At 60.8% G+C, this 22,498-nt stretch carries 20 protein-coding genes and 1 pseudogene; 15 read left to right on the top strand and 6 right to left on the bottom strand.

Annotation, left to right across the window (positions count from 1 at the left end; all coding sequences use genetic code 11):
• The first annotated feature begins 43 nt into the window (after positions 1-43).
• The gene (locus tag CP97_RS04980) at positions 44-460 is read left to right on the top strand and encodes a DUF1761 domain-containing protein (protein WP_048885040.1); all 417 of its coding nucleotides are present in this window, start codon (positions 44-46) and stop codon (positions 458-460) included.
• 19 nt (positions 461-479) lie between these two features.
• On the opposite strand, the gene CP97_RS04985 is transcribed toward CP97_RS04980, so the two are convergent.
• Genes CP97_RS04985 through serS form a run of 3 tightly spaced genes read right to left on the bottom strand, consistent with a single transcriptional unit; the run spans position 480 to position 3,604 of the window.
• Positions 480-1,568, bottom strand: coding sequence for a potassium channel family protein (locus tag CP97_RS04985; protein ID WP_082863723.1), 1,089 nt, complete (start codon positions 1,566-1,568; stop codon positions 480-482).
• A complete protein-coding gene (gene surE, locus CP97_RS04990) occupies positions 1,568-2,323 on the bottom strand; it encodes a 5'/3'-nucleotidase SurE (RefSeq protein ID WP_048885042.1) in 756 nt (251 codons plus the stop codon). Before surE ends, CP97_RS04985 begins: the two co-directional genes overlap by 1 nt.
• 3 nt (positions 2,324-2,326) lie before the next feature.
• Positions 2,327-3,604 (bottom strand): serine--tRNA ligase, encoded by a 1,278-nt coding sequence (gene serS / locus CP97_RS04995; RefSeq protein WP_048885043.1) that lies wholly within the window; start codon positions 3,602-3,604, stop codon positions 2,327-2,329.
• A 93-nt stretch (positions 3,605-3,697) separates the two neighbouring features.
• On the opposite strand from serS, the gene CP97_RS05000 reads away from it, so the two are divergent.
• Together CP97_RS05000 and CP97_RS05005 are read left to right on the top strand one after the other, a co-directional pair.
• A complete protein-coding gene (locus CP97_RS05000; RefSeq protein ID WP_227819677.1) occupies positions 3,698-5,008 on the top strand; it encodes a sulfotransferase family protein in 1,311 nt (436 codons plus the stop codon).
• 87 nt (positions 5,009-5,095) lie between these two features.
• Positions 5,096-6,412 carry a tyrosine-type recombinase/integrase gene (locus CP97_RS05005; protein ID WP_227819678.1) on the top strand — a complete coding sequence of 439 codons (1,317 nt, stop codon included), beginning with the start codon at positions 5,096-5,098 and terminating at the stop codon, positions 6,410-6,412.
• 9 nt (positions 6,413-6,421) lie between these two features.
• On the opposite strand, the gene CP97_RS16620 is transcribed toward CP97_RS05005, so the two are convergent.
• Positions 6,422-6,556, bottom strand: coding sequence for a hypothetical protein (locus tag CP97_RS16620; RefSeq protein WP_257730358.1), 135 nt, complete (start codon positions 6,554-6,556; stop codon positions 6,422-6,424).
• Between the two features lie 58 nt (positions 6,557-6,614).
• Positions 6,615-7,184, bottom strand: a complete 570-nt coding sequence (locus CP97_RS05015) for a lytic transglycosylase domain-containing protein (protein ID WP_048886747.1) — start codon at positions 7,182-7,184, stop codon at positions 6,615-6,617.
• 134 nt (positions 7,185-7,318) lie between these two features.
• Here CP97_RS05015 and CP97_RS05020 point away from each other — a divergent pair, with 134 nt between their 5' ends.
• The 12 genes and pseudogenes from CP97_RS05020 to CP97_RS05075 all read left to right on the top strand — a co-directional run bounded on the left by CP97_RS05020 (position 7,319) and on the right by CP97_RS05075 (position 22,225).
• On the top strand, positions 7,319-8,224 hold the full coding sequence (locus CP97_RS05020; protein WP_048885044.1) for a DUF7146 domain-containing protein: 906 nt from the start codon (positions 7,319-7,321) through the stop codon (positions 8,222-8,224).
• 75 nt (positions 8,225-8,299) lie between these two features.
• Positions 8,300-10,771, top strand: coding sequence for a strawberry notch family protein (locus tag CP97_RS05025; RefSeq protein WP_048885045.1), 2,472 nt, complete (start codon positions 8,300-8,302; stop codon positions 10,769-10,771).
• A gap of 145 nt (positions 10,772-10,916) precedes the next feature.
• Positions 10,917-12,461: a tyrosine-type recombinase/integrase gene (locus CP97_RS05030; RefSeq protein ID WP_038575219.1), complete on the top strand. Its 1,545-nt coding sequence runs from the start codon at positions 10,917-10,919 to the stop codon at positions 12,459-12,461.
• On the top strand, positions 12,458-13,372 hold the full coding sequence (locus CP97_RS05035; RefSeq protein ID WP_006832488.1) for a tyrosine-type recombinase/integrase: 915 nt from the start codon (positions 12,458-12,460) through the stop codon (positions 13,370-13,372). Before CP97_RS05030 ends, CP97_RS05035 begins: the two co-directional genes overlap by 4 nt.
• Entirely contained in the window at positions 13,369-14,373 is a 1,005-nt protein-coding gene (locus CP97_RS05040) for a tyrosine-type recombinase/integrase (protein ID WP_048884363.1), read from the top strand. The genes CP97_RS05035 and CP97_RS05040 overlap by 4 nt, the downstream gene beginning before the upstream one ends.
• Positions 14,374-14,458: 85 nt before the next feature.
• Positions 14,459-16,258 (top strand): annotated as a pseudogene (locus tag CP97_RS05045) (strawberry notch C-terminal domain-containing protein); the annotation flags it as partial.
• Positions 16,259-16,362: 104 nt separating this feature from the next.
• Complete coding sequence (locus tag CP97_RS05050; RefSeq protein WP_048885047.1) at positions 16,363-18,357, top strand: ParB/RepB/Spo0J family partition protein; 1,995 nt, start codon at positions 16,363-16,365, stop codon at positions 18,355-18,357.
• A gap of 167 nt (positions 18,358-18,524) precedes the next feature.
• Complete coding sequence (locus CP97_RS05055; RefSeq protein ID WP_048885048.1) at positions 18,525-19,454, top strand: ArdC family protein; 930 nt, start codon at positions 18,525-18,527, stop codon at positions 19,452-19,454.
• Between the two features lie 14 nt (positions 19,455-19,468).
• Positions 19,469-19,885 (top strand): hypothetical protein, encoded by a 417-nt coding sequence (locus CP97_RS05060; protein ID WP_048885049.1) that lies wholly within the window; start codon positions 19,469-19,471, stop codon positions 19,883-19,885.
• A 51-nt stretch (positions 19,886-19,936) separates the two neighbouring features.
• Positions 19,937-20,314 carry an MbcA/ParS/Xre antitoxin family protein gene (locus CP97_RS05065; RefSeq protein WP_048886748.1) on the top strand — a complete coding sequence of 126 codons (378 nt, stop codon included), beginning with the start codon at positions 19,937-19,939 and terminating at the stop codon, positions 20,312-20,314.
• Positions 20,286-21,014, top strand: a complete 729-nt coding sequence (locus tag CP97_RS05070) for an RES family NAD+ phosphorylase (protein ID WP_048885050.1) — start codon at positions 20,286-20,288, stop codon at positions 21,012-21,014. Before CP97_RS05065 ends, CP97_RS05070 begins: the two co-directional genes overlap by 29 nt.
• A gap of 272 nt (positions 21,015-21,286) precedes the next feature.
• Entirely contained in the window at positions 21,287-22,225 is a 939-nt protein-coding gene (locus CP97_RS05075; RefSeq protein ID WP_048885051.1) for a DUF2493 domain-containing protein, read from the top strand.
• A gap of 58 nt (positions 22,226-22,283) precedes the next feature.
• Here the strand turns inward: CP97_RS05075 and CP97_RS16080 are convergent, their stop codons facing one another.
• Positions 22,284-22,457, bottom strand: a complete 174-nt coding sequence (locus tag CP97_RS16080; protein WP_149036420.1) for a DUF3892 domain-containing protein — start codon at positions 22,455-22,457, stop codon at positions 22,284-22,286.
• Positions 22,458-22,498 lie beyond the last annotated feature (41 nt).

Here is a 22,498-nt window from a genome sequence, read left to right on the forward strand (position 1 = left end):
GGGCTAGTGGTAAGGATGGGACGATTTCAGGGAAGGGTTTATCATGGGCGATATAAATCTCATCACGGTGTTTCTGGCAGGTGCTGCATTCTTTGTGCTGGGGGCGCTGTGGTATGGGCCGCTGTTCGGCAAGTCGTGGCGTAAACTGGTGGGCATTACGGCCGAAGACATGGCAGCCGGGCCCAGACCCGGCCAGAACCCTGTCTGGCTGATCATGATGCTGTGCTTTGCGTTTGAATTGCTGATTGCGCTAACGCTTGCGCATCAATTTGCCATGACCAATCCATCGGATCGCGCAAAAATGATGATCGCGATTGGATATGGCGCGCTGCTGATGGCACCCGCAATCGGCATCAATTATCTGTTCCAGATGCGATCGAGCAAATTGTTTGCCATCGATGCGGGCTATTTCATTGCCGGCATGGCCGCGATGGGCGGTGTGTTCGTAGCCTTCGACTAGCGGGGTTAGTTGGCCCGAATTATTCGGTCAGCTCTTCATCATGTTCGGACGGCAGGATTTCGACCACCACATCACCTGCCTGCAAAGCTTCTGCCTGATGCTCCCAAAAGCCGCAGGCCTTTCCGTTGCGATAAATGCGCAGGCCCACACCGCCCGTGGTAAGCTGGGTAAGGGGGAGGCCAATTTCTTCTGGCAGGACCTTACGTTCCACCAATTGTACGCGCCCCGTGACAGAAGCGAGGTCGGCCATATATTCGGCAATATGCGCCCCACGGGCAGAGCCTGCCAGAAGCAGACCGGTAAAGCGTACCGGATTGATCACATTATCCGCGCCCGCCTGCCGTGCCAGCAATTCATTGTCCGATGCGCGGACCACCACGCTAATGGGCACATATGGTGCCAGATGGCGCACGGTCAGCACAATCAGGATGGAGGCGTCATCCCTGCCCGCTGATACCAGAACAGTCTGCGCGGCAGCTATGCGCACCGCTTCAAGGTTTTCATCGCGGGTGGCATCGGCCTCGATCACATTGCAACCCAGCGATTCTGCAAGGGCGAGCTGTTCGGGGTTTGTGTCCATCACCACGATACATTCGGGATCGGTGCCACGCTCGATCAGTTCTTCTACCGCTTCGGAGCCGGAGACGCCAAAGCCGAGAACCACGACATGGTCGTTCAGCTGTTCCTGTATGCGAGCCATGCGCCACTTCTCCCAACTGTGCTTGATAATGAAATTATAGGCAGTGCCGACAAAGATGAAGAGCACTGCGAACCTGACCGGCGTAACGATGACGGCTTCCACCAGCCGCGCCCTGTCGCTTATCGGCGTGATATCGCCAAATCCGGTAGTGGTGATGGATATCATGGTGAAATAGACGACATCGAGAAAGCTGACTTCTCCATCAGCATTGTCGACAAGGCCGCTGCGATCCCACCAGTGGATCATCACTACCAGGAATATGAGTAAAACCGCTGTCGAAATGCGGATACCCAGATCGCCCCATACTGGCAAGCGTACTGCGCGGCGCAAAGGGGTGAAGCGGCGCTTGCCGTAACGGATGTTTTCCACCCGGTACCGTCTGCGCGTCGGTTCTCCCCCTTCCGCCATTACTGCGTGAACCGTTCCGCCAGTGCGCCGATTGCGGAATGATGTGTCAGATCGAGCTGGAGGGGCGTGATTGCAATATAGCCTTCCGCAATCGCTTCAAGATCGGTGCCATGGTCCAGCGTATGTTCGGCATCCTGCAAACCAAACCAATAATAAGGACGCCCGCGCGGGTCCTTCCCTTCCACCAGCGAACCACGGCTGTAATCGTGAAAGCCCTGCCTGACTACGCGAATGCCACGAACTTCTTCGGCGGGCAGGGCGGGAAAGTTGACATTGATGAGCGTGCGCTTGGCCATGGCCACATCGATCAGCGGTTCAAGCACCTGCTTGCCCCATGCCTCGGTTGCAGAAAAGCTGGCACCATTGCGGCGAAAGGCCTGGCTGAGAGCAATAGCGGGTATGCCTGCAAGGGCCGCTTCCATCGCAGCGGAAATAGTGCCGGAATAGGTAATGTCGTCGCCCAGATTTTCACCCGCATTCACGCCGGAAATGACAAGATCTGGTCGGCCATCATCGAACAGCTTGCGTAGCGCGAGATTGATGGAATCAGTTGGCGTTCCGGTGACGCAATAACGCTTCTCCCCCAGCTTTTGCAGCCGCACCGGAAGGTGCAAGGTCAGCGAATGGCCCGCGCCCGATTGTTCTTCCGATGGCGCACAAACCCACACATCGTCAGACAATTGCGCCGCCAACTCTTGCAGAACGGCCATTCCGGGGGCGTGGATGCCATCATCATTGGTGAGGAGAATCCGCATTGGTCAGGCAGATACCAGCTTTTTCACGCCGCCCATATAGGGTTGCACAACATCGGGCACGATCACCGATCCGTCTTCCTGCTGATAATTTTCCAGCACTGCGACAAGCGTGCGGCCGACGGCTAGTCCCGAACCGTTCAGCGTATGGACGAATTCGGTTTTCTTGTCCCCTTCGTCGGGGCGGTAGCGGGCTTTCATCCGGCGTGCCTGGAAATCGCCGCACCAGCTGATCGAGCTGATTTCGCGATAGGCATTCTGACCCGGCAACCACACTTCGAGATCATAGGTCTTCTTCGCGGTGAACCCCATGTCGCCACTGCACAGCAGCATGGTGCGATAGGGCAGGTCAAGCGCCTGCAGGATCGCCTCCGCGCTGGCGACCATGTGATCATGTTCTTCCTGCCAGCTTTGCGGGCGGCAGATGCTGACGAGTTCGACCTTTTCGAATTGGTGCTGGCGAATGAAACCACGCGTATCCTTGCCCGCCGAACCCGCTTCGCTGCGAAAGCATTGCGTAAGCGCTGTAAGCCGCATGGGATCGGTAAGATCGCCGATGATCTCCTCTCGCACCGAATTGGTCAGGCTGACCTCGGCAGTGGGGATAAGCCAGTGATCATCGGCATGGAACTGGTCTTCGGCGAATTTGGGTAATTGCCCCGTGCCAAACAATGCTTCGTCGCGCACCAGCACTGGTGGATTGCATTCTGTAAAACCGCGCATGTCGGTCTGCTGGTCCAGCATGAATTGGGCCAGAGCGCGGTGCAGGCGGGCCATACCGGCACGCAGGAAGGTGAAGCGCGATCCGCTCATCTTGGCAGCGGTTTCAAACTCCATCCCCAAGGGCGGACCAAGATCGGCATGTTCGAGCGGAGTAAAGGAAAATTCGCGCGGGGTGCCCCAGCGCGATAGCTCGACATTGTCAGCCTCGTCCTCGCCCACGGGCACATCGTCTGCGGGGATATTGGGCAGGCTGGCTAAGGCCGCTGTCAATTCCGCCCCAAGCGCCCGTTCGCGGTCTTCCAGCGCAGGCATGATTGCCTTGATTTCGGCCACCTCTGCCTTCAGCGCCTCCGCCTTTTCGGTATCACCCTGGCCCATTGCCTGACCGATAGCTTTTGAAGCGTCGTTGCGGCGGCTTTGCGCTTCCTGCAACCGGGTTGTAAGGGCGCGGCGCTCTTCGTCCAGAGCCAGCAGATGCGCCGCGGCTGGCGCTACGGCCCGCTTCGCCAGCGCGGCGTCGAAATCTTCGGGATTGTCCCGGATATATCGCAGATCGTGCATGGCGCGGCCTATGCCTTTTTGCCCGCCCTTTTGTCCAGCACCGCTTTTCCGTACGTTGTGTTTAGGGGGAACTTTTGCCACGCCATTTCGCTGATGCTTCAGGCCGATAGCGATAACAAGAGACCTGCATTGCTCGACAAGACGATTACCCAGCCGCCCCGCCGCACGCGTTTTGTCGATATTGTGCAGGGCAGCGTGAAACTCGCAATGAACGCAGGCTTCCTCGGAAAGCCGGATCTCGATGTCGATGCGATGAAAGCGCGGGCCGCCAAGAAGGCCGGCTCCGCTGACTTTGGTGATCCATGGTTCGAACGTCCGCTAAAAGCGCTGGTTAAGGCGGTGGAAAGCGAAGCGCAATTGCATGAGACGGGCGCGCATATCGCGGTGCAGCAGTGCGAAAAGGTGCTGGTGGACCGGCTCTGGGCGCAGCAATGGTTTGCGCAGCATCCTGAAATTCTGTCCCGCCCCTTGCGTAATCCTGTATTTGTTGTCGGGCCGATGCGGTCTGGGACCACGCGTTTGCACCGCCTGCTTGCTGCCGACAAAAGGTTCAACCACGTACGTGGGTTCGAAACGATCAGCCCGGTGCCGCGTCCGGGATTTTCGCATGGAGCCCGCGATGGGCGGATTGCACTGGCAAAGCGGATAAGGCGAGTGGCCCGGCTGGCCAATCCGGCAACGCTTTCGATCCATCCGACAGGTCCGATGCAGCCTGAAGAAGAGCTGGGCCTGCTGGTCAATTCATTCTGGGGAATGAAACACGAAGCGCAGTGGTTCATTCCGTCTTATGGCCGCTGGTGCGAAGGTGAAGATGCGGAGCCTGTCTATCGCCATATGGCGGATTTGCTGCGGCTGGTCGGCTGGTCGCAACAGGCAAGTTCACTGCGCCCGTGGGTGCTCAAAACGCCGCAGCATATGCTCGATCTTTCGGCGCTGTTAAAGGTGTTTCCCGACGCGCGCTTCGTTTTCACGCATCGTGATCCGCTGCGGGTGGTGGCCAGCTCAGCCTCTCTCGCATGGAACCAGACTTGCATTTATTCCGACCATGCCGATGCGAGCAAGGTAGGGTCCGAATGGCTGCGCAAAACCCGTTTGCAGGTCGACAGCATGCAGGCAGCCCGCAAACATATCGCGCCCGATCGTATGATCGATATCGACTATGAGGATGTCGATACAGATTGGCGCAATGCAATGCGGCGCATTTACACCTTCCTCGATCTCGACATAGACCGCGCATGGCCTGCGATGGAAGCGTTTGCCCGTCGGGCCGAGCGGTTGAAACGCCATCCGCATCGTTACAGCCTCGCCGAATTCGGTCTGAGCGAGGATCAGGTTCTGGCCGGAATGGGCAGCTATGGTCGACGCTACGAAGAAAAAGCGCGCCAGCGCGTGACAGAAAGCTAAACCTTACTCTCACGCTGGCGCGACATCAGTCAGCTAAACACAAAAGATGGTGGGCGCGGCAAGGATTGAACTTGCGACCCCACCCATGTGAAGGATGGGATTACGGACAATCTGGGATTTTCTGGGATCATAAAAAGCCTTGAAAAACAGATAGTTTTGTCTAAACTCGTCTCAATCATTCCACCCAAGTTTTTCATACTTGTTTCATACGTTTCATACAAAGGCGATCCGCAGATGCCTGATCTAAGCAAGATTGGTGAGCGCGAAAAGCTGAAGCCAAGAGGAGACAAGGAGCCTCACTGGCAGCGGCTTCAGGCTGGCTGGTACGTCGGCTATCGACCATCCCGGCGCGGCGGGAAGGGTTCTTGGTTTGCTCGTACGTATGATGAAGATGCAGGCAAATACCGGCGCAAGAATCTTGGGTCGTATGGTGCCCTGTCCGGACATGAAGTCTTCGCGACGGCAAAGAAGGATGCGGAAGCCTTCGCCGAACTGGTCGAAGCGGGAGGGTTGCGGTCAGAGAAGCTGGAAACGGTTGCAGATGCGTGTCGAGCCTATCTCGAAGACAAGCCGGGTCCTATTGCTGAAGGGGTGTTCCGTCGTCACGTTTACGATGACGCGATTGCCAAGGTTAAGTTGGATAAGCTGCGGAAGCACCATTTGCGGGCATGGCGAAAGCGGCTCGAAAATGCGCCAGCGCTTGTCACGCGAAGCAAAGAAGGCGAGCCTCGGTTCAAGGCCCGAGCTGCCTCTACGGTTAATCGTGATATGGTTCCGCTTCGCGCGGCACTTTGGCGGGTTCTTTCTCCCGGGGCCCCAAATACGGACGCCGCGTGGCAAGAGGCGTTGAAGCCAATCAAGGGTGCAGATCGGCGTCGCGATGTCTACTTAGACCGTGCAGAGCGGAAGAAGCTCCTGGCCGCGTTGCCTGAAGACATCGAACCATTTGTCCGTGGCCTCTGCCTCTTGCCGTTGCGCCCAGGTGCTCTTGCCGCCCTGAAAGTCAGTGACTTCGACAAAAGGACCAGAACGCTTACGATTGGTGCCGACAAGAATGGTGTTCCTCGACAGATCAGTGTTCCTGAAAGCATCGCCGGTTTTCTGTCGGATCAGAGCAAGAGCAAGCTACCCTCTGCTTCTATGTTCGTGCGAGCAGATGGTGTGCCTTGGTCCAAGGATAAATGGAAAGGTCCGATAAAGAACGCGGTGAAGGATGCAGATCTTCGTCCGGCAACCTCCGCTTATACCTTGCGCCACAGCGTCATCACCGACTTGGTGCGTGCAGGCCTGCCGATCCTGACCGTTGCTCAGCTGTCGGACACGAGCGTCGCCATGATCGAGAAACATTATGGGCATTTGGTACGCAACGACGCGGAACATGCGCTGGCTCAATTGGCACTTTGAGTTTCGAAACTAGATTTCGCCAAGCCACTCAACACGCAGTCGGTCGAGACCGACAGCGACACCCTCGGTCGTGACTTCGTTGCCGAAACGATCAATTTCTGGATCTACATCTTCATGAACCCAGAGATCGCCAGCATCAGTCACGATGGCAACGCCGCAAGGCAGGTTTCTAGTCGCCCGCTGATCCGCTTTCGATTCGTGTTCATGACGATCCGTATGCCATCCATCGACGAAGAACGCTCCTGACATATGCAGGTGTTTCCCCATTCCGGGGGATGCCACCGGCGCGGGACACCGCGCCTGGGCCGGCGTTGTAAGCCGCAAGTGCCAGATGAACATCGCCAAAGCGGTCCAACATCTGGCGCAGATAGCGCGCGCCACCTTCAATGTTCTGGTTTGGATCATGCCGATTACTGACGCCAAGTTCGCGAGCCGTTGCGGGCATCAGCTGGGCAAGGCCGGCTGCACCAGCTGGACTAATAGCCATCGGGTTGAACCGGGACTCGGCCCAGACCAGAGCCAGCATTAGTTTGGGCGGAAGACGATACCGGGCTTCTGCTTTCCGTATGAGCGGCTCGTAGAGCGCTTCGCGATAGGATGCTGAAAGCTGCACCCTCGATGGCGTTTCATCGCCAATCCAATGGCTTTGTTCTGGGCCGGATTCAGCAGGCTCATACCGATGCTCCAACATCGTGAACTCTTGCGCTTGTGCGCAAGGTGCCAAAGGAATGACGATGGTCGCCATCGATCCAATCAGCACAGCCAGTTTCATCGCAGTCACTCCTGTCGCTTGCAGCGAATCGGAATAGAACATAAATAGAACATGTAGGAAAATCCTTTGTCCTGCCCATCGATGAGAGGGGAGGATAGCGGCCATGGGGGACACGAACCTGCGAAGGAGCCCTTATGCCCGTTACCGCGACCAGCCATCCGCTAGCCGAGACGGCCAAGCGCATCTGTGAAAGCCGCGGCGGCAAATGGTCAGGCACAAAGGGCATGGCATGCTGCCCTGCGCACGACGACCGCACGCCGTCACTCGGTGTGTCGCTCGGTCGACAGGCTATCCTCTTCCATTGCTTTGCGGGGTGCGATCAGCAGAGCGTGCTGTCCGCATTGGCACGCGAAGGCTTCGAGGTTCCTGCGCTTTTCTCAGGGTCTACACCTGCTGACCTTCCCGAGCCGACCACAACTCGCAAACCCTCGGCAGCTGCGCTGAGGATCTGGCGCGAAGCGCAGCCGCTGCGTGCCAGTCCGGCAAAGGCCTACCTTGAGGGCCGCGGCATCCTCGCCGCATCTTCGGCTCTTCGCTTCCATCCGCGAACGCCCTTGGGCCCGAAAGGACGCACCCGCTTTCTGCCGGCCATGATCGCGGCGGTCAGCCTCGACGGTGGGCCGATCGCAATCCACCGCACATTCCTGTCTACCGAGGCCTGTACCAAGGCCGGCTTCGACAAGCCGAAGCGCGCGCTCGGCGGGCTCGGTGAAGCTGCTGTCCGACTCTTTGCTCCGGTTTCCGGCAAGCTCGGCCTCGCAGAGGGTATCGAGAGCGCGATGTCGGCCTACGCACTTACTGGTATTCCCGTCTGGGCGACCCTGGGCAATGAGCGCTTCGGCCTTGTCAGCGTGCCTGAGAGCGTGACCGACCTTCATCTCTTCGTCGATCAGGACGCTGGCGGCGAACTGGCCGCGTCGCGTGGCCTCGCGGCCTACGCGCGGGATGGACGAACGATTTACGTCCGCAAGCCATCCTCCCACGACACTGACTGGAACGATGAACTCACAGAATGGCTGCGCCGCAAGGCGGCGCGGTAGAGGAGAGAGGGCTTCTCGAATTCCTGATCCGGCAGAGGGCGTGTCCCGATGCCCCCATCAGGAGGACGAATTGCCATGTTTCAATCAGACCTGTTTCCCGTCGGCGAACAGATGCCGTCAGTGCCCCTGGCATACGCGGTCGGCACCAGGATTGCCGAACTTCTCGCTTCGGGACGTCATCTTACCCGTGCCGACATTTCTGGCCTGTTCGCCCAGGAAACCGGCGCCCTGGACTGGGGAAGCGCCTGGACGATCGGTGACTACAACAACGCGGTCGAGATCGGCGCACTGCTCTGGCTTCGCGAGTCTTCTCGCATTGATCTAGCGACAAGCGTGCACGAAGCCGAAGCTCGGTTCGACTGGCTCGAAGCAGCCTTGCCGCCGAGGCACGTTCGCAGCGAAGCACAGGTCGAGCTCCAGCAGTTTTCGACACCGTCGATGCTGGCCTGGCTGATGGCGAAGGCCGCAGCTCTTTCTGCGCACGACGCCTTGCTCGAACCGTCCGCCGGGAATGGTGCCCTTGCTCTTTGGGGCAGCGTCCAGAACGCCTCGTTGGTCCTCAACGAGATCGATCCGGCAAGACGAGACAGCCTGGGCCATATCTTCCCTTCGGCCACGGTCACTGCGCACGACGGGGAACTGATAGCCGACCTGCATCGCGGCCCTCTTCCCTCGGTCGTGCTGATGAACCCGCCATTCGCCCGCAGCCAGGAACGCGGCAAGGACGGCGATACCGCGCAGCGCCACCTGCGCAGCGCGATCCGGTCCGCCGCAAGTGGAGCGAGGATTGTCGCCATCATGCCTGATGGCACCTTCGCCAAGGCACAGGATGAAGCGTCGCTGCTCCTCGATGTACGCCTTCAGCAGATGTTTCGCCGTACAGGGACGGGGATCGCCGTTCGCCTGGTCGTGTTCGACAAGGTACCGGCTGCGTCCTCGTCAACGATCATCGGAGATACCTGCGACTTGATCCCGCTCGGCGAACTTGTCACCGAGCTACCGCCACGAGCGCAGACCTCCGCCGGCCTCCATCGCCTGCCAGTCGGCAAGCCGGTGCGCCTCGTTGGCGAGACTTCGATCCAACGCACGCCGGTCCGGCCGTTGGCACCGTTCGCTGCGACACTAGCAGCCACAGCGAATGCGATCGACCTTGCCTATTCGGTTTTGGCCGACCCCGCGCCGGTGCCCGAACAGACCGGCTTCTACCTGCCTTACCGTCCCAGCCGCATCGCGTTCGAAGATGCTCCGGTCCATCCCACCCAGCTCGTGGAATCCGTCGCCATGGGTTCGGTCGCGGCGCCCCAGCCGGACGTCAGCCCGCGCCTTCCCGCAGGTTGGCAGGCAAATGGCCTCTTGTCCGAAGCGCAATGCGAGACACTGGTCTACGCCGCCCAGGCATTTGCGCGCGATCTCCCGGGTCAGTTCAAAGTCAGTCAGGAAGGCACCGCGCTGGAACTGTCCGAAGAGGGACACTCCTACCGACAGGGCTTCTTCCTCGGCGACGGGACCGGAGCGGGCAAGGGACGGCAGATCGCTGCAGTCATCATGGACCGCTGGCTGGCAGGCGAGCGTCGTCACGTGTGGATCACCAAGAATGAGGCGCTGCTCGAAGATGCGCGCCGAGATTGGGAAGCGCTAGGCGGGCTGCCGCTCGATCTCCAGCCGCTCTCCCGCTGGAAACTCGGCTACCCCGTGACGATGTCCGAAGGCATTCTCTTCGTCACCTATCCAACGCTGCGCTCGGGGCGCGCCGAGGATACGCGCCTTGACCAGATCCTTGCCTGGGCGGGCGAGGAATTCGACGGTGTGATCGCCTTTGACGAAGCCCACGCCATGGCCAATGCACTCGGGTCCTCTTCAACCCGCGGCAAGGTCAAGGGCTCCGAACAGGGGATGGCGGGGCTTAGGCTGCAGAATCATCTGCCGCGCGCCCGCGTGCTCTACGCGTCTGCTACCGGCGCCTCGGATATCGCCAATCTTGGCTACACCTCCCGGCTTGGCCTGTGGGGACCCGAGACCGCCTTTCCGACCCACGAAGCTTTCATGACCGAGATCCGCGCCGGCGGCGTGGCGGCGATGGAACTCGTTGCCCGCGACCTCAAGGCCCAGGGCCTCTATCTTGCCCGTGCGCTGTCCTTCGCCGGGGTCGAGTACGAGATCCTCGAACATTGCCTGACCGAAGCACAAGTGCGGATTTACGATGGCTATGCCGAGGCCTGGGCGATCATTCACCGCAATCTCGAGGCGGCGCTCGAAGCAACCCGCGTGGTCGACGAGGACAGCGGCGATACCCTCAACCGGAATGCCAAGGCTGCGGCACTGTCGATCTTCGAAGGCACCAAGCAGCGGTTTTTTGCCCAGCTCCTGCTCTCGATGAAACTGCCGAGCCTGATCCCCGCGATGGAAGCGGCGCTTGGCGAGGACCATTCGGTGGTCGTGCAGCTGGTCTCGACCGCCGAGGCCATGCTCGACCGGCGCCTTGCTGACCTTACCGTGGAAGAACGCGAAGCGCTCGATATCGATCTGTCCCCTCGCGAATATGTCTAATGCTGAGCTCAGCATTAGACGTATTCTTTGCAGTCGCAGTTTATGTCGAGCGTCGCAGCCGGAGGCGCGGGATTGCGTCGGTTCGTCATGATTTTACTCCAGATAATTACCGGTCCTTCGACCTCAACATGTCGAAGGAACCACCATGCCAACAAGATCATTTGTGTCGTTTCAGCCTGCACCAAGCAGGGTTGGAGAGCCGCCCAGTACTAACGCCCTATTCAGTGCATTCCTCTCCTCTCTGTCGGTTGAAGAGGGAACCGCCTGTGCGGTCCTGTACAGCGCAGCGATCCGCCATTTTCTGTGTTGGCTGGGACTACGCGGGATTGCGCTCGGGACGGTTGATGATCGCATCGTGCGCCGTTTTGAGCAGCATCGATGCCGGTGCCCAAGGTATTCAGCGCAAGCGACAGCCTACAAGGCCGATCTTGCGGCGCGTGTCAGGCGCTTTGTCCGGTTTCTCGAAGACCAGGGTTACATCGACGTAGCCGATGGGATTTACGATCTCGGGCGTCATCTTGCTGACTATTCGCATATGATCGATGGCCTCCAACTCGCGAAGGGGGTGGCGCAAGCCTACCGTTCAGAGGCGGAGCACTTCGCGGCCTGGCTGCGGGTATCGCGATGTCCATGGACCGATGTCGATGACACGGTCACCAAACAGTATGCCGATCACGATTGTCGGTGCCCGGTTTTCCGCAAGCGCGGCAAGCTGACCACTTCCGGCAGGAAGCGACGGCGGCGTTGCACACGGCACTTCGTTGAGTTTCTTCGTGATCGGCGCGCCATCGCTCCGGTCGCGGTGAAGGTGGTCGAAGATCCGCAGGTCGCGGCATATGTCGGTTGGCTCAGGCAGGATCGAGGCGTGACCGACGAGACGATCCGGCGATACCGGGCAGAGATTGAGCGGCTGATGCCCATGCTCGGCGCGCCGGCACAATGGGATGCTGCCACTCTGCGAGATGCGTTCGAGCGTCGCAGCAAGGAGATCCCGGGATCGGCTTCGCTGCTCGCCACGATCATGAGGAGCTATCTTCGGTTTCTTATTGGCCGAGGCCAATGCCGCCCAGCGCTGCTGCACGCAATGCCTTCCGTACGGAGATACCGGCTTTCGGCATTGCCGCGCTACATCGACCCGGCAACGATCGAGAGGATCATTGCAGCCTGCCCGACAGGTCGGCCGGTGGAAGTTCGGGATAAGGCGATCATTCTCCTGCTTGCCAGACTTGGCCTGCGAGCAGGAGATATTCGGGATATGCGTCTCGACGATATCGATTGGCGATCCGGCCATCTGAAGGTCAAGGGCAAGACGCGTCGACCGGATCGTTTGCCATTGCCACAGGGTGTTGGCGACGCGATCCTGGCATATCTTGCTGCGGCCCGCCCGACGGCCATCGAAGCGCACCTGTTCTTGCGTTCGCAAGCCCCGTTCCGGCCATTCAGTTCGTCAGCCGAGATCGCCGGCATCGTTGCACGCACACTCGAGCGCGGCGGGATCGAAGGTCTGCCGACCGGATCGCACATATTCCGGCATTCGCTTGCAACCAACATGCTGCGCTCTGGTGCAGGCCTGGAGTCCATCGGGACCATCCTGCGCCACAGCTCGCCCGAGACCACCGCCATTTACGCCAAGACCGATCTGCCGATGCTCTTGAAGATCGCACAACCCTGGCCCGGAGACCTGTCATGATAAACGCACAGATTTCGCGGTACGTCGCTTTGCATCGCAGCCTCGGTCGCAAATTTTTCGAGCAGGAGCGCCTGCTTCGCAAGTTCGGCACCTACGCGACTGGCTTCGGAGACAGCCACACCCGTATCGACCGCATCTACGACTGGTGCCGAGCGACGACTTCGCAGAACACCGCGCGGACCGGCTTCACTTTCGTGCGCAACTTCTGCTTGTTTGCCCATGCCGAGGATCCAGCCAACCAGGTTCCGCCCGCCGGTGTGTTTGGCCGGGGGAAGCGTCCGCGACCAACGCCGCACATCATCCAACCGGAACAGGTCCGGGCGATCATGAAGGCGGCGCTCGATCTTCCGCCCAAGGGCATGATCAGTCCCTTCACCTATCATTACCTGTTCGGTCTGCTGGCGGCGACCGGTCTGAGGATTTCCGAAGCTCTAGCACTACAGTGCGACGATCTGGTCGAAGACGGTCTGATCGTCCGCGACGGCAAGTTCGGCAAGCAGCGCCTAATCGCCTTGCAGCCATCAATCCGTCAGGCTCTCGAGGCCTATCTCGCAACCCGGGCAAGGCTCGGTGCCACGGGCAACGATCTGTTCGTGACGATCCGGGGAAGAGCACCCCATAAGGTCCGCGCCCACGTCGTGTTCGTCAGGCTGGCGCGACAGCTCGGATATCGTGGACCAACCGGGACTGCAGGTATGCGGCTTCACGATTTGCGGCATACCTTCGCCGTACGCTCGCTCGAGTCCTGCTCGCCGGACCGGGACGCCGTGACGCATCACATGGCCGCGCTCAGTGTCTATCTCGGTCACACCTCGGTCGCCAACACCTACTGGTATCTCGAAGCCACGCCAGTGCTGCTGCGCGACATCGCTGCCGCGAGCGAGGATCTGTATCTGGGAGAAGCGGCATGACGGCGCTTGCTCCCCATCTCACAGCCTTCCTGCGCGAACATCTGCCGCGGGAACGCGCCGTAAGCCCGCATACGGTGAAGACCTATGCCAACTGCTTCGTCCTGCTGGTCCGGTTCGCATCCGATCGGCTGAAGCGTCGACCGACCGATCTCGAGATCGAGGATTTCGGCACCGACATGATCATGGCCTTTCTCGGCCATGTCGAGGTCGAGCGCGGCAGCTGTGTGCGGACCCGCAATGGCAGGCTCGCTGCGATCAGATCCTTCTTCCGGTACATCGAGTATCGGGTTCCGGCGTGTCTTGACCAGGCGCTTCGGGTTCGATCGATCCCCAGCAAGAAGGCAAACAAAACGCTGATCGATTATCTCGACCGGGCCGAGATCAAGGCATTACTCGACGCGCCCGATCCTCGGACACGGCTCGGTACGCGCGATCGCGCTATGCTGCACTTGACCTATGCAGCGGGGCTTCGGGTATCGGAACTCGTGTCGCTGCAACTGCGCGATTTCCCGGATCGATCGCTCTCGACGGTCCACATCATGGGTAAAGGCCGTCGCGAGCGGGTCTTGCCGCTATGGAAAGAGACCCAGTCCGCACTCCGCGCATGGCTTGTCATCCGTCCTGAGACTGAGGTCGCCGAGGTATTTCTCAACGCGAACGGGCAGCCCATCACCCGCGATGGCTTCGCATTCCGTCTCGCCAAACATGTCAACGCGGCAGCAAAGAAGCAGCCGTCGTTGCTGCGCAAACGAGTCACGCCGCATGTATTGCGTCATTCCTGCGCGATGCACACGCTCGCAGCGACAGGCGATATTCGCAAGGTCGCACTATGGCTTGGACATGCCAGCATCCAGAGCACCGAAACATATCTGCGCGCCGATTCAGAGGAGAAGCTGCGGATTTTGGCTGCGCATGGCGGGCCGGAAATCAGCCCTGGACGCTTCAAGCCGCCGTCAGACACTCTGATCGCCATGCTCAACGACGTCCGCAAGCGGGCATAGCCTTCGGCCACGCTGCCCCAACCGCACAATTATCTGGAGTAAAATCATGACGAACCGACGCAATCCCGCGCCTCCGGCTGCGACGCTCGACATAAACTGCGACTGCAAAGAATACGTCATCGACTACCTTGCCAAGAGCTTCCCGGTTCGCCTGATGCAGGTTTTCGTCGATGAGGAAGGCAATCTTCGCTCCGACGCGATGAGCGACCTGGAGGGCAATCCGGTTTTCTGTCCGCGCGCCGTTGCCGCGCGCGATGCGCTGATCGAGCAGCTCTGCGCGCTGCCTCCCATCGCCACTGCGCTTGACGCAATCATCGAGCACTTCGGAAGCGAGGCCGTGGCTGAGGTCACGGGCCGGACCCGCAGGCTGGTATCGGGCGGCGATGGTCAGCAACGCCTCGAACGGCGAAGCCCGAGCGCCAATGTCGCCGAAGCGCAAAGCTTCATGGAAGGAACCAAGCGCGTCCTGGTCTTTTCGGATGCGGGCGGTACGGGGCGTTCCTACCATGCCGACCTTGGCTGCCGTAACCAGCAGCGCCGGGTTCATTTTCTGCTCGAGCCGGGCTGGCGTGCCGACAACGCCATCCAGGGGCTCGGTCGTACCAACCGCACCAACCAGGCTTCGGCCCCGCTGTTCCGCCCGGTAACCACCGACGTGAAAGGCGAACGTCGGTTCATCTCGACCATTGCGCGCAGGCTCGACGCTTTGGGCGCGCTTACGCGCGGCCAGCGCCAGACCGGCGGACAGAACCTGTTCGACCCGGCAGACAATCTCGAAAGCGACTATGCGCGCGACGCGCTCAGCCGCTGGTTCCAGCTGCTCTATGACGGCAAGCTCGAAGCCACGAGTTTCGGGAACTTCGTCGAGATGACCGGCCTCCGGCTTGAAAACCCCGATGGCGGGCTGACCGACAATCTGCCCACGATCCAGCGCTGGCTCAACCGGATCCTCGCCCTGCCGATCGCACTGCAAAACGCGATCTTCGAAGAATATATCGGGCTGGTCGAAGCGCGGATCGAAGCTGCGCGCGAGGCGGGAACGCTCGACCAAGGACTCGAGACGGTCAGGGTCGATCACTTCACATTGCTTGCCGATGAGCTCCTGCGCACCGATCCCGTGACCGGAGCCGAGACCCGCCTCGTCTCGCTCGAAGTGACCAGGCATCTTCGGCCTCTTCGACTGCAGCGCCTGGTGCGGATGCACGAGATCGGCAGCCCGCACGCAATCCCGATGCGCAATACGCGCTCGGGCAAAGTCGCACTGTCGGTTCCGGCCCGTCGTCTTATCGCAGATGACGGGGCGGTAATCGAACGCCGGCGCCTGCTGCGTCCGCTCAAGTCCGCGAATTGGACGCTCGAGGCACTCGCTGAAAGCCACTGGGAAGAAATCAGTGTGCCCGCGTTTACGAGCGCCTGGCGGGCTGAGGAAGAGGAGGCCGCCGCTTCACCGGTGACCGAGCGCGTCCATCTCGCCACCGGGCTGCTGCTCCCGGTCTGGAAACGCCTCCCCGGCGATCATGTCCGCGTCACCCGGCTCGTTGCGGAGGACGGCCAGTCGATCATCGGTCGCGAAGTGCTCGATATCGATCTCGCTGCGATCGCCGAGACCTTTGGCCTCTCCGGAGTTGCCGGACCATCGGCGGAGCAGATCGGCGACCTCGTCTTCGCCAGCGGCAAACCGCTGGGCCTCGCAAGCCATGATGCACTTACCGTGAAGCGCTCGCTGGTCGGCGGCGAACAGCGCCTTGAACTGACCGGGTTCTCTCCCGATCGGCTCGACTGGTACAAGGGGAAGGGCTGCTTCACCGAGATCATCCGCTATCGCACCCGGCTGTTCGTGCCAGTCTCCGCAGCCTCGTCGGTCCTCCCCGCGCTTGCCGCCTGATTGCTCGGGCAGACCCCAATCTCAGAATGAGAGTGGAGGGAGCCCTTTGGGCTTGTGGGCCTCGTGATCCTCACCTGCGCCTTCATTCCATCAGGAGAACACCCATGATCCAGTCGATTCCCTTGAAGAAGCTCGCTGCGAGCCCGCGCAACGTTCGCAAGTCGAGCGACGTGCTGGCCGACCTCCAGCTGCGGGCAGACATTGCCGCGCGCGGCTTGCTGCAGAACCTGGTCGTACGCAAAGGAAAGCGCGGCAAGTTCGAGGTCGAGGCCGGCGGTCGCCGTCTCGCCGCGCTGCAGGCGCTGGCCGAAGAGGGCACCCTGCCGATGAACCACGAAGTAACTTGCCTCGTCATCGAAGGCGAGGAAAGCGAAGTGCGCGAGGCCAGCCTTGCCGAGAATTTCCAGCGTCTCGCGATGAATCCGGCCGACGAGGCGCAGGCCTTCGCTTCCATCATCGAGGCGGGGGCTACCACCGAAGACGTGGCGCGCCGCTTCGGCCTCACCGTCCGGTTCGTCGAAGGACGTCTGCGTTTGGCAAGTCTCGCGCCCTGCGTCTTCGAAGCCCTCGCCGAAGGCACGATCACGCTCGACATGGCCAAGGCCTACGGCGCGATCTCGGACGTCGAGCGCCAGGCGCATGTCTATGCCGAGCTGCAAGATGCTTGGTACCAGATCACGCCGGACACGATCCGCCGCATGGTGCTCGATGCCACGGTGCGCGGTTCCGATCCACGCGCTGTTCTTGTCGGTCGCGATGCCTACCTCGCTGCGGGTGGCCGGATCGAGCGCGAACTGTTCGATGATGATGCCAGCGAAAGCTGGATCGATGTCGCGCTGCTCGAAGACCTCGCGCACAAGGCCATGGAAGAGGCGGCAGAAAAGACTGCCCTCGAACATGGCATTGCTTGGGTTCGGCCGACGCTTGGCACCTATGTCAGCCATGACCTCGTTGAAGGTCTCGGCCGTCTGCCTTGCGAGCCTGCGCCGATGACCGAACAGGAAGTACAAGAGCTCGGCGAGCTCGAGGCTGACTACGACCGCGTCGCCGCCGTGCTCGAAGACGAAGACAGCGACGAGGACGAGGTCGCCAAGGCCGAACTGGAACTGGTGGTGATCGACCGCTCGATGCGCGCGCTCAATGATCGTCCCCCCGTGCTTGCCAATGAACTGAAGGCCGAAGCAGGTGCCTTCATCGTCCTCTCGCGCGATGGCGAGCCGACATTTGTCCCGCAATATTACACGGAGACGGAGGTCATTACCGACGAAGATGGCGCGATCGAGGCAGTGGAAGAGAGCGGTGGGCCAAGGTCCAAGGGCAGTTCGCTGTCGCAGCGACTGCTCGACGAGCTCGCGATGCAGCGCCGCGACATCCTGGCGATCCATCTCGCGAACGATCCAGCGCTTGCTCTCGACTTCATGGTCTTCACGCTCGCCGATGCCGATGGGCACGACTGGCGCGCGAAAAAGGCGTCGACACTTGTCGGCTCAGTCGCGTCCGGCCCGATTACCGGGTTCGAGGCCAAGGATGCACCGGCTAGTGCCGCGCTAGCTGAGTTCGCCGGGTCGCTCGATGAAAGCTGGCGTGCGGATGAAAGTGATGTCGAACGATTTGCCAGGTTCCGGGCGCTAACCGACGAGGCGCGCTCGGCCTGGCTTGGCCATGTCGTATCCCGCACGCTGGTTGCCAGTCTTGCCTGCGAAGGCGAGCGCTCGGTGCCGATGCACGAGGCGCTCGGCTCGTTGCTCGAAATCGAGACCGCGCATTGGTGGCGTCCCACCGCGGCAAACTATTTCGACCGCGTGGCCAAGGCCCGTACGCTCGAAGCGCTCGATGCCGCTGGCGGTCCGGAACTTGTCAGTCGCTATGCTGCCTCGAAGAAGGCGGAACTGGCGAGCGCTGCCGAGCGCATCTTCTCGGGCAACTTCATCGGCGAGCCCGACGCCAAGGAACGGGCGCAGGCCTGGGTCCCTTCGATTATGCGGTTCACTGATGCTGACGTTCCAGCCGATCTCGAGGAAGAAGCGTCGGCTGATGACCACGCCGATGAAACGGTCAGCAGCGATGGGACCGACGAAATTGCCGAGCAGGCTGCCTGACCCCTCCTGACAGGTCCAGGTCACTCGGCGGGCGGTCCGTCCTTTTCGGGATGGGCCGCCTTTTCGCGTTTCCCCCGTTTGTCGCCCGTTTCAGAGAGGCGAGAGGAGAGGGAGCTTTGCTCTTCCTGAACCGGGGCATGTCCGTTCCGGCGATCAGGAGACCTCCCATGACCAAGTCCCGCCGCACTGCTTCAGCTTCGCCAGCCCAGCGCATCACCGCCGCCATCATCGAAAAGCTCGAGCAAGGCACCAAGCCCTGGGTCAAGCCATGGCGCGGTGTGCCGGTCTCGCGGCCCATGCGCTCTTGCGGGACGCCCTATCGCGGCATGAATACCTTCTGGCTTTGGATGGTGGCCGATGCTTGTGGCTATGCCTCGCCTTACTGGATGACCTACCGCCAGTGTCAGGCGCACGGGGGCCAGGTCCGCAAGGGTGAGAAATCGACCATCGCGATCTTCTACAAGAGTTACACCAAGAAAGTCGAAAGCCCCGAAGGCGAAGTAGACACCGAAAACCGGCGCGTGCTCAAGGCCTATGCGGTGTTCAATGCCGACCAGTGCGATGGCCTCCCGGAGTTCTACCATCCCAAGCCACTGGTTGCCGCGCTTGAGCCTGAAGGGCGCGAAGACCGGCTCGATGCCTTCTTCGCCGAAATCGGCGCAGAACTGCGCCATCATGGTGCTCAGGCCTATTACGAGCCGCTGCGCGACCGCGTCACCATGCCGCCAACCGAACTCTTCGAAGCCTATGACCACTACTATGCGACACTCGCGCATGAGCTGTCGCACTGGACGGGACATTCTTCGCGGCTCGACCGCGATCTCAAAAACCGTTTCGGCAGCGACGCCTATGCCGCCGAGGAACTGATTGCTGAGCTCTCCTCGGCCATCCTTGGAGCTGAATTGGGACTTCCGGTTACCCACCTCGACCATCACGCCAGCTACATCGCGTCCTGGCTCAAAATCCTCAAATCGGACGAGCGCGCAATTCTGACGGCTGCGGCAAAGGCAGAAGAAGCAGCGAGCCTGCTCCTCGAACTGGGTGGTCACCGATCCTGCGGAAGCGAGGACGATATCGACCTTGCCCATGCGGCCTGAGCGGGAGACCGGATATGGGACGTTCCGTCAGCTATCCGACCGGCTCCGTGGTGGCCTTTCGCCTGCTTGATGACAGCGAAGACGACGATGTCGACTGGGTCTACGAGTGCCTCGTCGACGAGATCATGGATGTTGCGAAGGCGGCCTTTCCTAGCTTCGAGCGCTTCGATGGATGGCGCGACCGCGAGGATCGTATCCTCCTGCGCAACGCCTATGCCGATTGCGGCGTATCGACCTATTGCGGCCTTGCCGCGATTTGGCTCGTCGAGCGCGACGATCCCCGGTATTGGGAGGCCGATTTCTACAAACCACGAACGGCGAGAGCACGGCACTGGCTTGGCCAGGTGTCGGGCAGGTTCATCGACCTGTTTGGCAAGCTGCGCCTGGTCGGTCGGTTCTCGAATGGCGAAGCAGTGTTCAAGCGCCCATAATGTTGCATTTGAGCGCTGAATGTATATATCGTGCATATGAAAGGAAGCGTTATGGCAACACAGCCGCTTGAACTCGAACCCGATGACGGCAAGCTGCTCACCTCTGCGATTGCGCGTATTGGGGAGTTCTGGGGGCTGACCAATGCCAAGCTCGGTAGTGTTCTCGGCCTCTCGGCCGCGACGGTTTCGCGCCTGCGCGCCGGCAAGGCCGAACTCGATCCGGCGAGCAAGTCATTTGAGGCAGCACAATATTTGTTGCGCCTGTTTCGCTCGCTCGATGCCCTGCTCGGCAGCGATGACATGGCGGCACGCTCCTGGCTGGCGACGCGCAATGTCGACCTGGACGCGCGTCCAATCGATCTGGTCGACAGCTTCAAGGGTTTGATGACTGTCTGCGATTATGTCGACGCCTACCGCGCTCGCGTCTGAGTTTCGCTGCTATCGCCGGGCTGTGTGGCGCGTGGTGGAGGCCCAGCACCGGATTTCCACCAATAGGCTGACGGGTGACCTTGCCGAGCAACATCGGCTCGAGGAACTGGCAGATAGCGCCAAGCCCGATCTGCCGAAGGCAGCACAGGGGCTCCACTATCTGCTCGCTTCTCCTTTTCGCTATGGTCACACAGTGGCCAGCCGTTTTCGCCGGCCGATCGAGCGGCCCGGTATCTTCTACGCCAGTGAAGCCGAGCGCACGGCTATTGCCGAGACCGCGTACTGGCGTCTTCGTTTCTTCAGCCGCTCACCGGGCTTTGTGCACGGCAACCGCACCAGCGAGTACCTGAGCTTTTCTGTGCCTCTAGCCATCACCCGTTTGCTAGACCTCACAAAGTCTCCCTTCGATGCGCAGCGAGAGCGATGGACCGAGCCGGTCGACTACTCCGCCTGCCAGGACATCGCAGCAAAAGTACGCGAGGCGGAAGGGCAGGCCATTCGCGCGCAATCGGTGCGAGAGCCAAATGGCTTCAATGTCGCGCTCTTTGATCCTGCTTGCTTTGGCCAGTCTGCACCCGATCACGGACGGGGCTGGCACCTTCGTCTTGAGGGCAAGCGCCTGACCGCGATAGCCGCCTTTCCGCATGGCGATGTTCTGGCGTACACGCCTGAACAGTTCGGACTGCCATCGCTCGGCTGAGCATTGGCGGCAACCTCCTGAGCGCGCCTGCACCTGCCAAGCTCCTGCCAGCCTGTTCGCTGAACCCTCGCCCCTGGACCGGCCAGGTTCCGCCGCAACCCGCGCAAGGCTACGGCCCGTGTGGCCCGCGCCAGCCTTGCCTTGCGCAGGTTCCCCGCTGACGCGGTGCGGCGATCCCTTTCTCCCGGTCCTTTTTGGGGCACGGCGAACAGGCATTCTCGCGGGAGACTTCTTCCTCGGTGCCCTCGCCATTACTCAGAAGGAATTGCACCATGTATAACAGCTTTACATCCCAGCTTGCCGGCCTTGACCTGTCCGGCTTTACCATTGCACCTGCGCCTTTCAACGCAACCGACTTTCCCTGCGAAGACGCCATCGACCAGACGCTGGCCGCAGTCTGGTCCGACCTCTTTGCGATGTTCTCCGACACTGCGTTGGAGGCCGATGCCGAGGATATTGCCTGGGGCGTGGTCAATCTCTTCCACCGCGCAGCCAGCCGCAAGTCGACCCAGCTGGACCGAGCCAGCGACGAGTTACGGGTCCTGCTCGCATCCGCCGATGGTTCCGAAGTGCATTCGAGCAATCTGGAAGAGCAGGTCGAGCGCGCGCAGGCTGCCGAAGCCAGCATGCTGGCCTTCGAGCAGATGCGCGAGGCTGCGGCAGCACTCTATCGCGACGAGACCGGGTCTTCATGGAAGCCCGTTTCCGGCTCGCGCACGAGCCATTCGCGCCACCTTACCTCAGCGGTGATCGATGCGCGCGATTTCCTTCGCGCACGCGCGGAAAATCGTCGTCATGCCCTGATCCCGGAAGGCACTCCCGTCGTCTTTGCCGGTGGTCGTCAGAGCTTCGAGAACGCCGAGGATGCGCGTGCCTATGCCGACAATATCTGGGCGACGCTGGACAAGGTTCGCGATGTGGTTCCCGATCTCTTCCTGGTCCATGGCGGCGACGGCAAGGGTGCCGATCGCCTGGCAGCGAGTTGGGCCGAACGCCGCGAGGTTCAGCAACTGACCTATTCGCTCGATCGTCGTCTCGGTGCCCGCGCCGGGTTCAAGCGCAACGAGCAGATGCTCTCGCTAAATCCACGTTATGTCGTCGCCTTTCCGGGCAATGGCGTATCCGAACGGCTTGTGATTGATGCCAAGGCTCGCCGGATCACCGTGGTCGATCGCCGCGGTCCGCTGGGAACATCCCCACGGGGCGGCTAACGCCGCTTCCCGGCCAGCCGCTTACTTGCCGCGATTGACGTTGTCGCTCTTGGACGGATCAGGATTGTCGCGGGCATTCCTTGTCGTTGATCTTCACGACATGAGCGCCGGGGTGCTCGCCGCGCTTGATTTCTGCCACGATATTCCGGCGCGGCACATTCTTGCGTGATCCGACATCATAGTGCTCGTTCCGGCCGCCCGGGCCACCGTTCTGTCCTTTAATTTTCGTCATCCCGAACTTCCTTCACCAGCCCACCCTTTGGGGTGTGATGG

This window comes from Aurantiacibacter atlanticus, from assembly GCF_001077815.2.
GTDB classification, from domain to species: domain Bacteria; phylum Pseudomonadota; class Alphaproteobacteria; order Sphingomonadales; family Sphingomonadaceae; genus Alteraurantiacibacter; species Alteraurantiacibacter atlanticus.

What these genes read in the sequence shown, in the direction of transcription:
- CP97_RS04980 (WP_048885040.1), top strand. Translation starts at nt 44, where the DNA reads ATGGGCGATATAAATCTCATCACGGTGTTTCTGGCAGGTGCTGCATTC.
- CP97_RS04985 (WP_082863723.1), bottom strand. Translation starts at nt 1,568, where the DNA reads ATGGCGGAAGGGGGAGAACCGACGCGCAGACGGTACCGGGTGGAAAAC.
- surE (WP_048885042.1), bottom strand. Translation starts at nt 2,323, where the DNA reads ATGCGGATTCTCCTCACCAATGATGATGGCATCCACGCCCCCGGAATG.
- serS (WP_048885043.1), bottom strand. Translation starts at nt 3,604, where the DNA reads ATGCACGATCTGCGATATATCCGGGACAATCCCGAAGATTTCGACGCC.
- CP97_RS05000 (WP_227819677.1), top strand. Translation starts at nt 3,698, where the DNA reads ATGCTTCAGGCCGATAGCGATAACAAGAGACCTGCATTGCTCGACAAG.
- CP97_RS05015 (WP_048886747.1), bottom strand. Translation starts at nt 7,184, where the DNA reads ATGAAACTGGCTGTGCTGATTGGATCGATGGCGACCATCGTCATTCCT.
- CP97_RS05020 (WP_048885044.1), top strand. Translation starts at nt 7,319, where the DNA reads ATGCCCGTTACCGCGACCAGCCATCCGCTAGCCGAGACGGCCAAGCGC.
- CP97_RS05025 (WP_048885045.1), top strand. Translation starts at nt 8,300, where the DNA reads ATGTTTCAATCAGACCTGTTTCCCGTCGGCGAACAGATGCCGTCAGTG.
- CP97_RS05030 (WP_038575219.1), top strand. Translation starts at nt 10,917, where the DNA reads ATGCCAACAAGATCATTTGTGTCGTTTCAGCCTGCACCAAGCAGGGTT.
- CP97_RS05035 (WP_006832488.1), top strand. Translation starts at nt 12,458, where the DNA reads ATGATAAACGCACAGATTTCGCGGTACGTCGCTTTGCATCGCAGCCTC.
- CP97_RS05040 (WP_048884363.1), top strand. Translation starts at nt 13,369, where the DNA reads ATGACGGCGCTTGCTCCCCATCTCACAGCCTTCCTGCGCGAACATCTG.
- CP97_RS05050 (WP_048885047.1), top strand. Translation starts at nt 16,363, where the DNA reads ATGATCCAGTCGATTCCCTTGAAGAAGCTCGCTGCGAGCCCGCGCAAC.
- CP97_RS05055 (WP_048885048.1), top strand. Translation starts at nt 18,525, where the DNA reads ATGACCAAGTCCCGCCGCACTGCTTCAGCTTCGCCAGCCCAGCGCATC.
- CP97_RS05060 (WP_048885049.1), top strand. Translation starts at nt 19,469, where the DNA reads ATGGGACGTTCCGTCAGCTATCCGACCGGCTCCGTGGTGGCCTTTCGC.
- CP97_RS05065 (WP_048886748.1), top strand. Translation starts at nt 19,937, where the DNA reads ATGGCAACACAGCCGCTTGAACTCGAACCCGATGACGGCAAGCTGCTC.
- CP97_RS05070 (WP_048885050.1), top strand. Translation starts at nt 20,286, where the DNA reads ATGTCGACGCCTACCGCGCTCGCGTCTGAGTTTCGCTGCTATCGCCGG.
- CP97_RS05075 (WP_048885051.1), top strand. Translation starts at nt 21,287, where the DNA reads ATGTATAACAGCTTTACATCCCAGCTTGCCGGCCTTGACCTGTCCGGC.
- CP97_RS16080 (WP_149036420.1), bottom strand. Translation starts at nt 22,457, where the DNA reads ATGACGAAAATTAAAGGACAGAACGGTGGCCCGGGCGGCCGGAACGAG.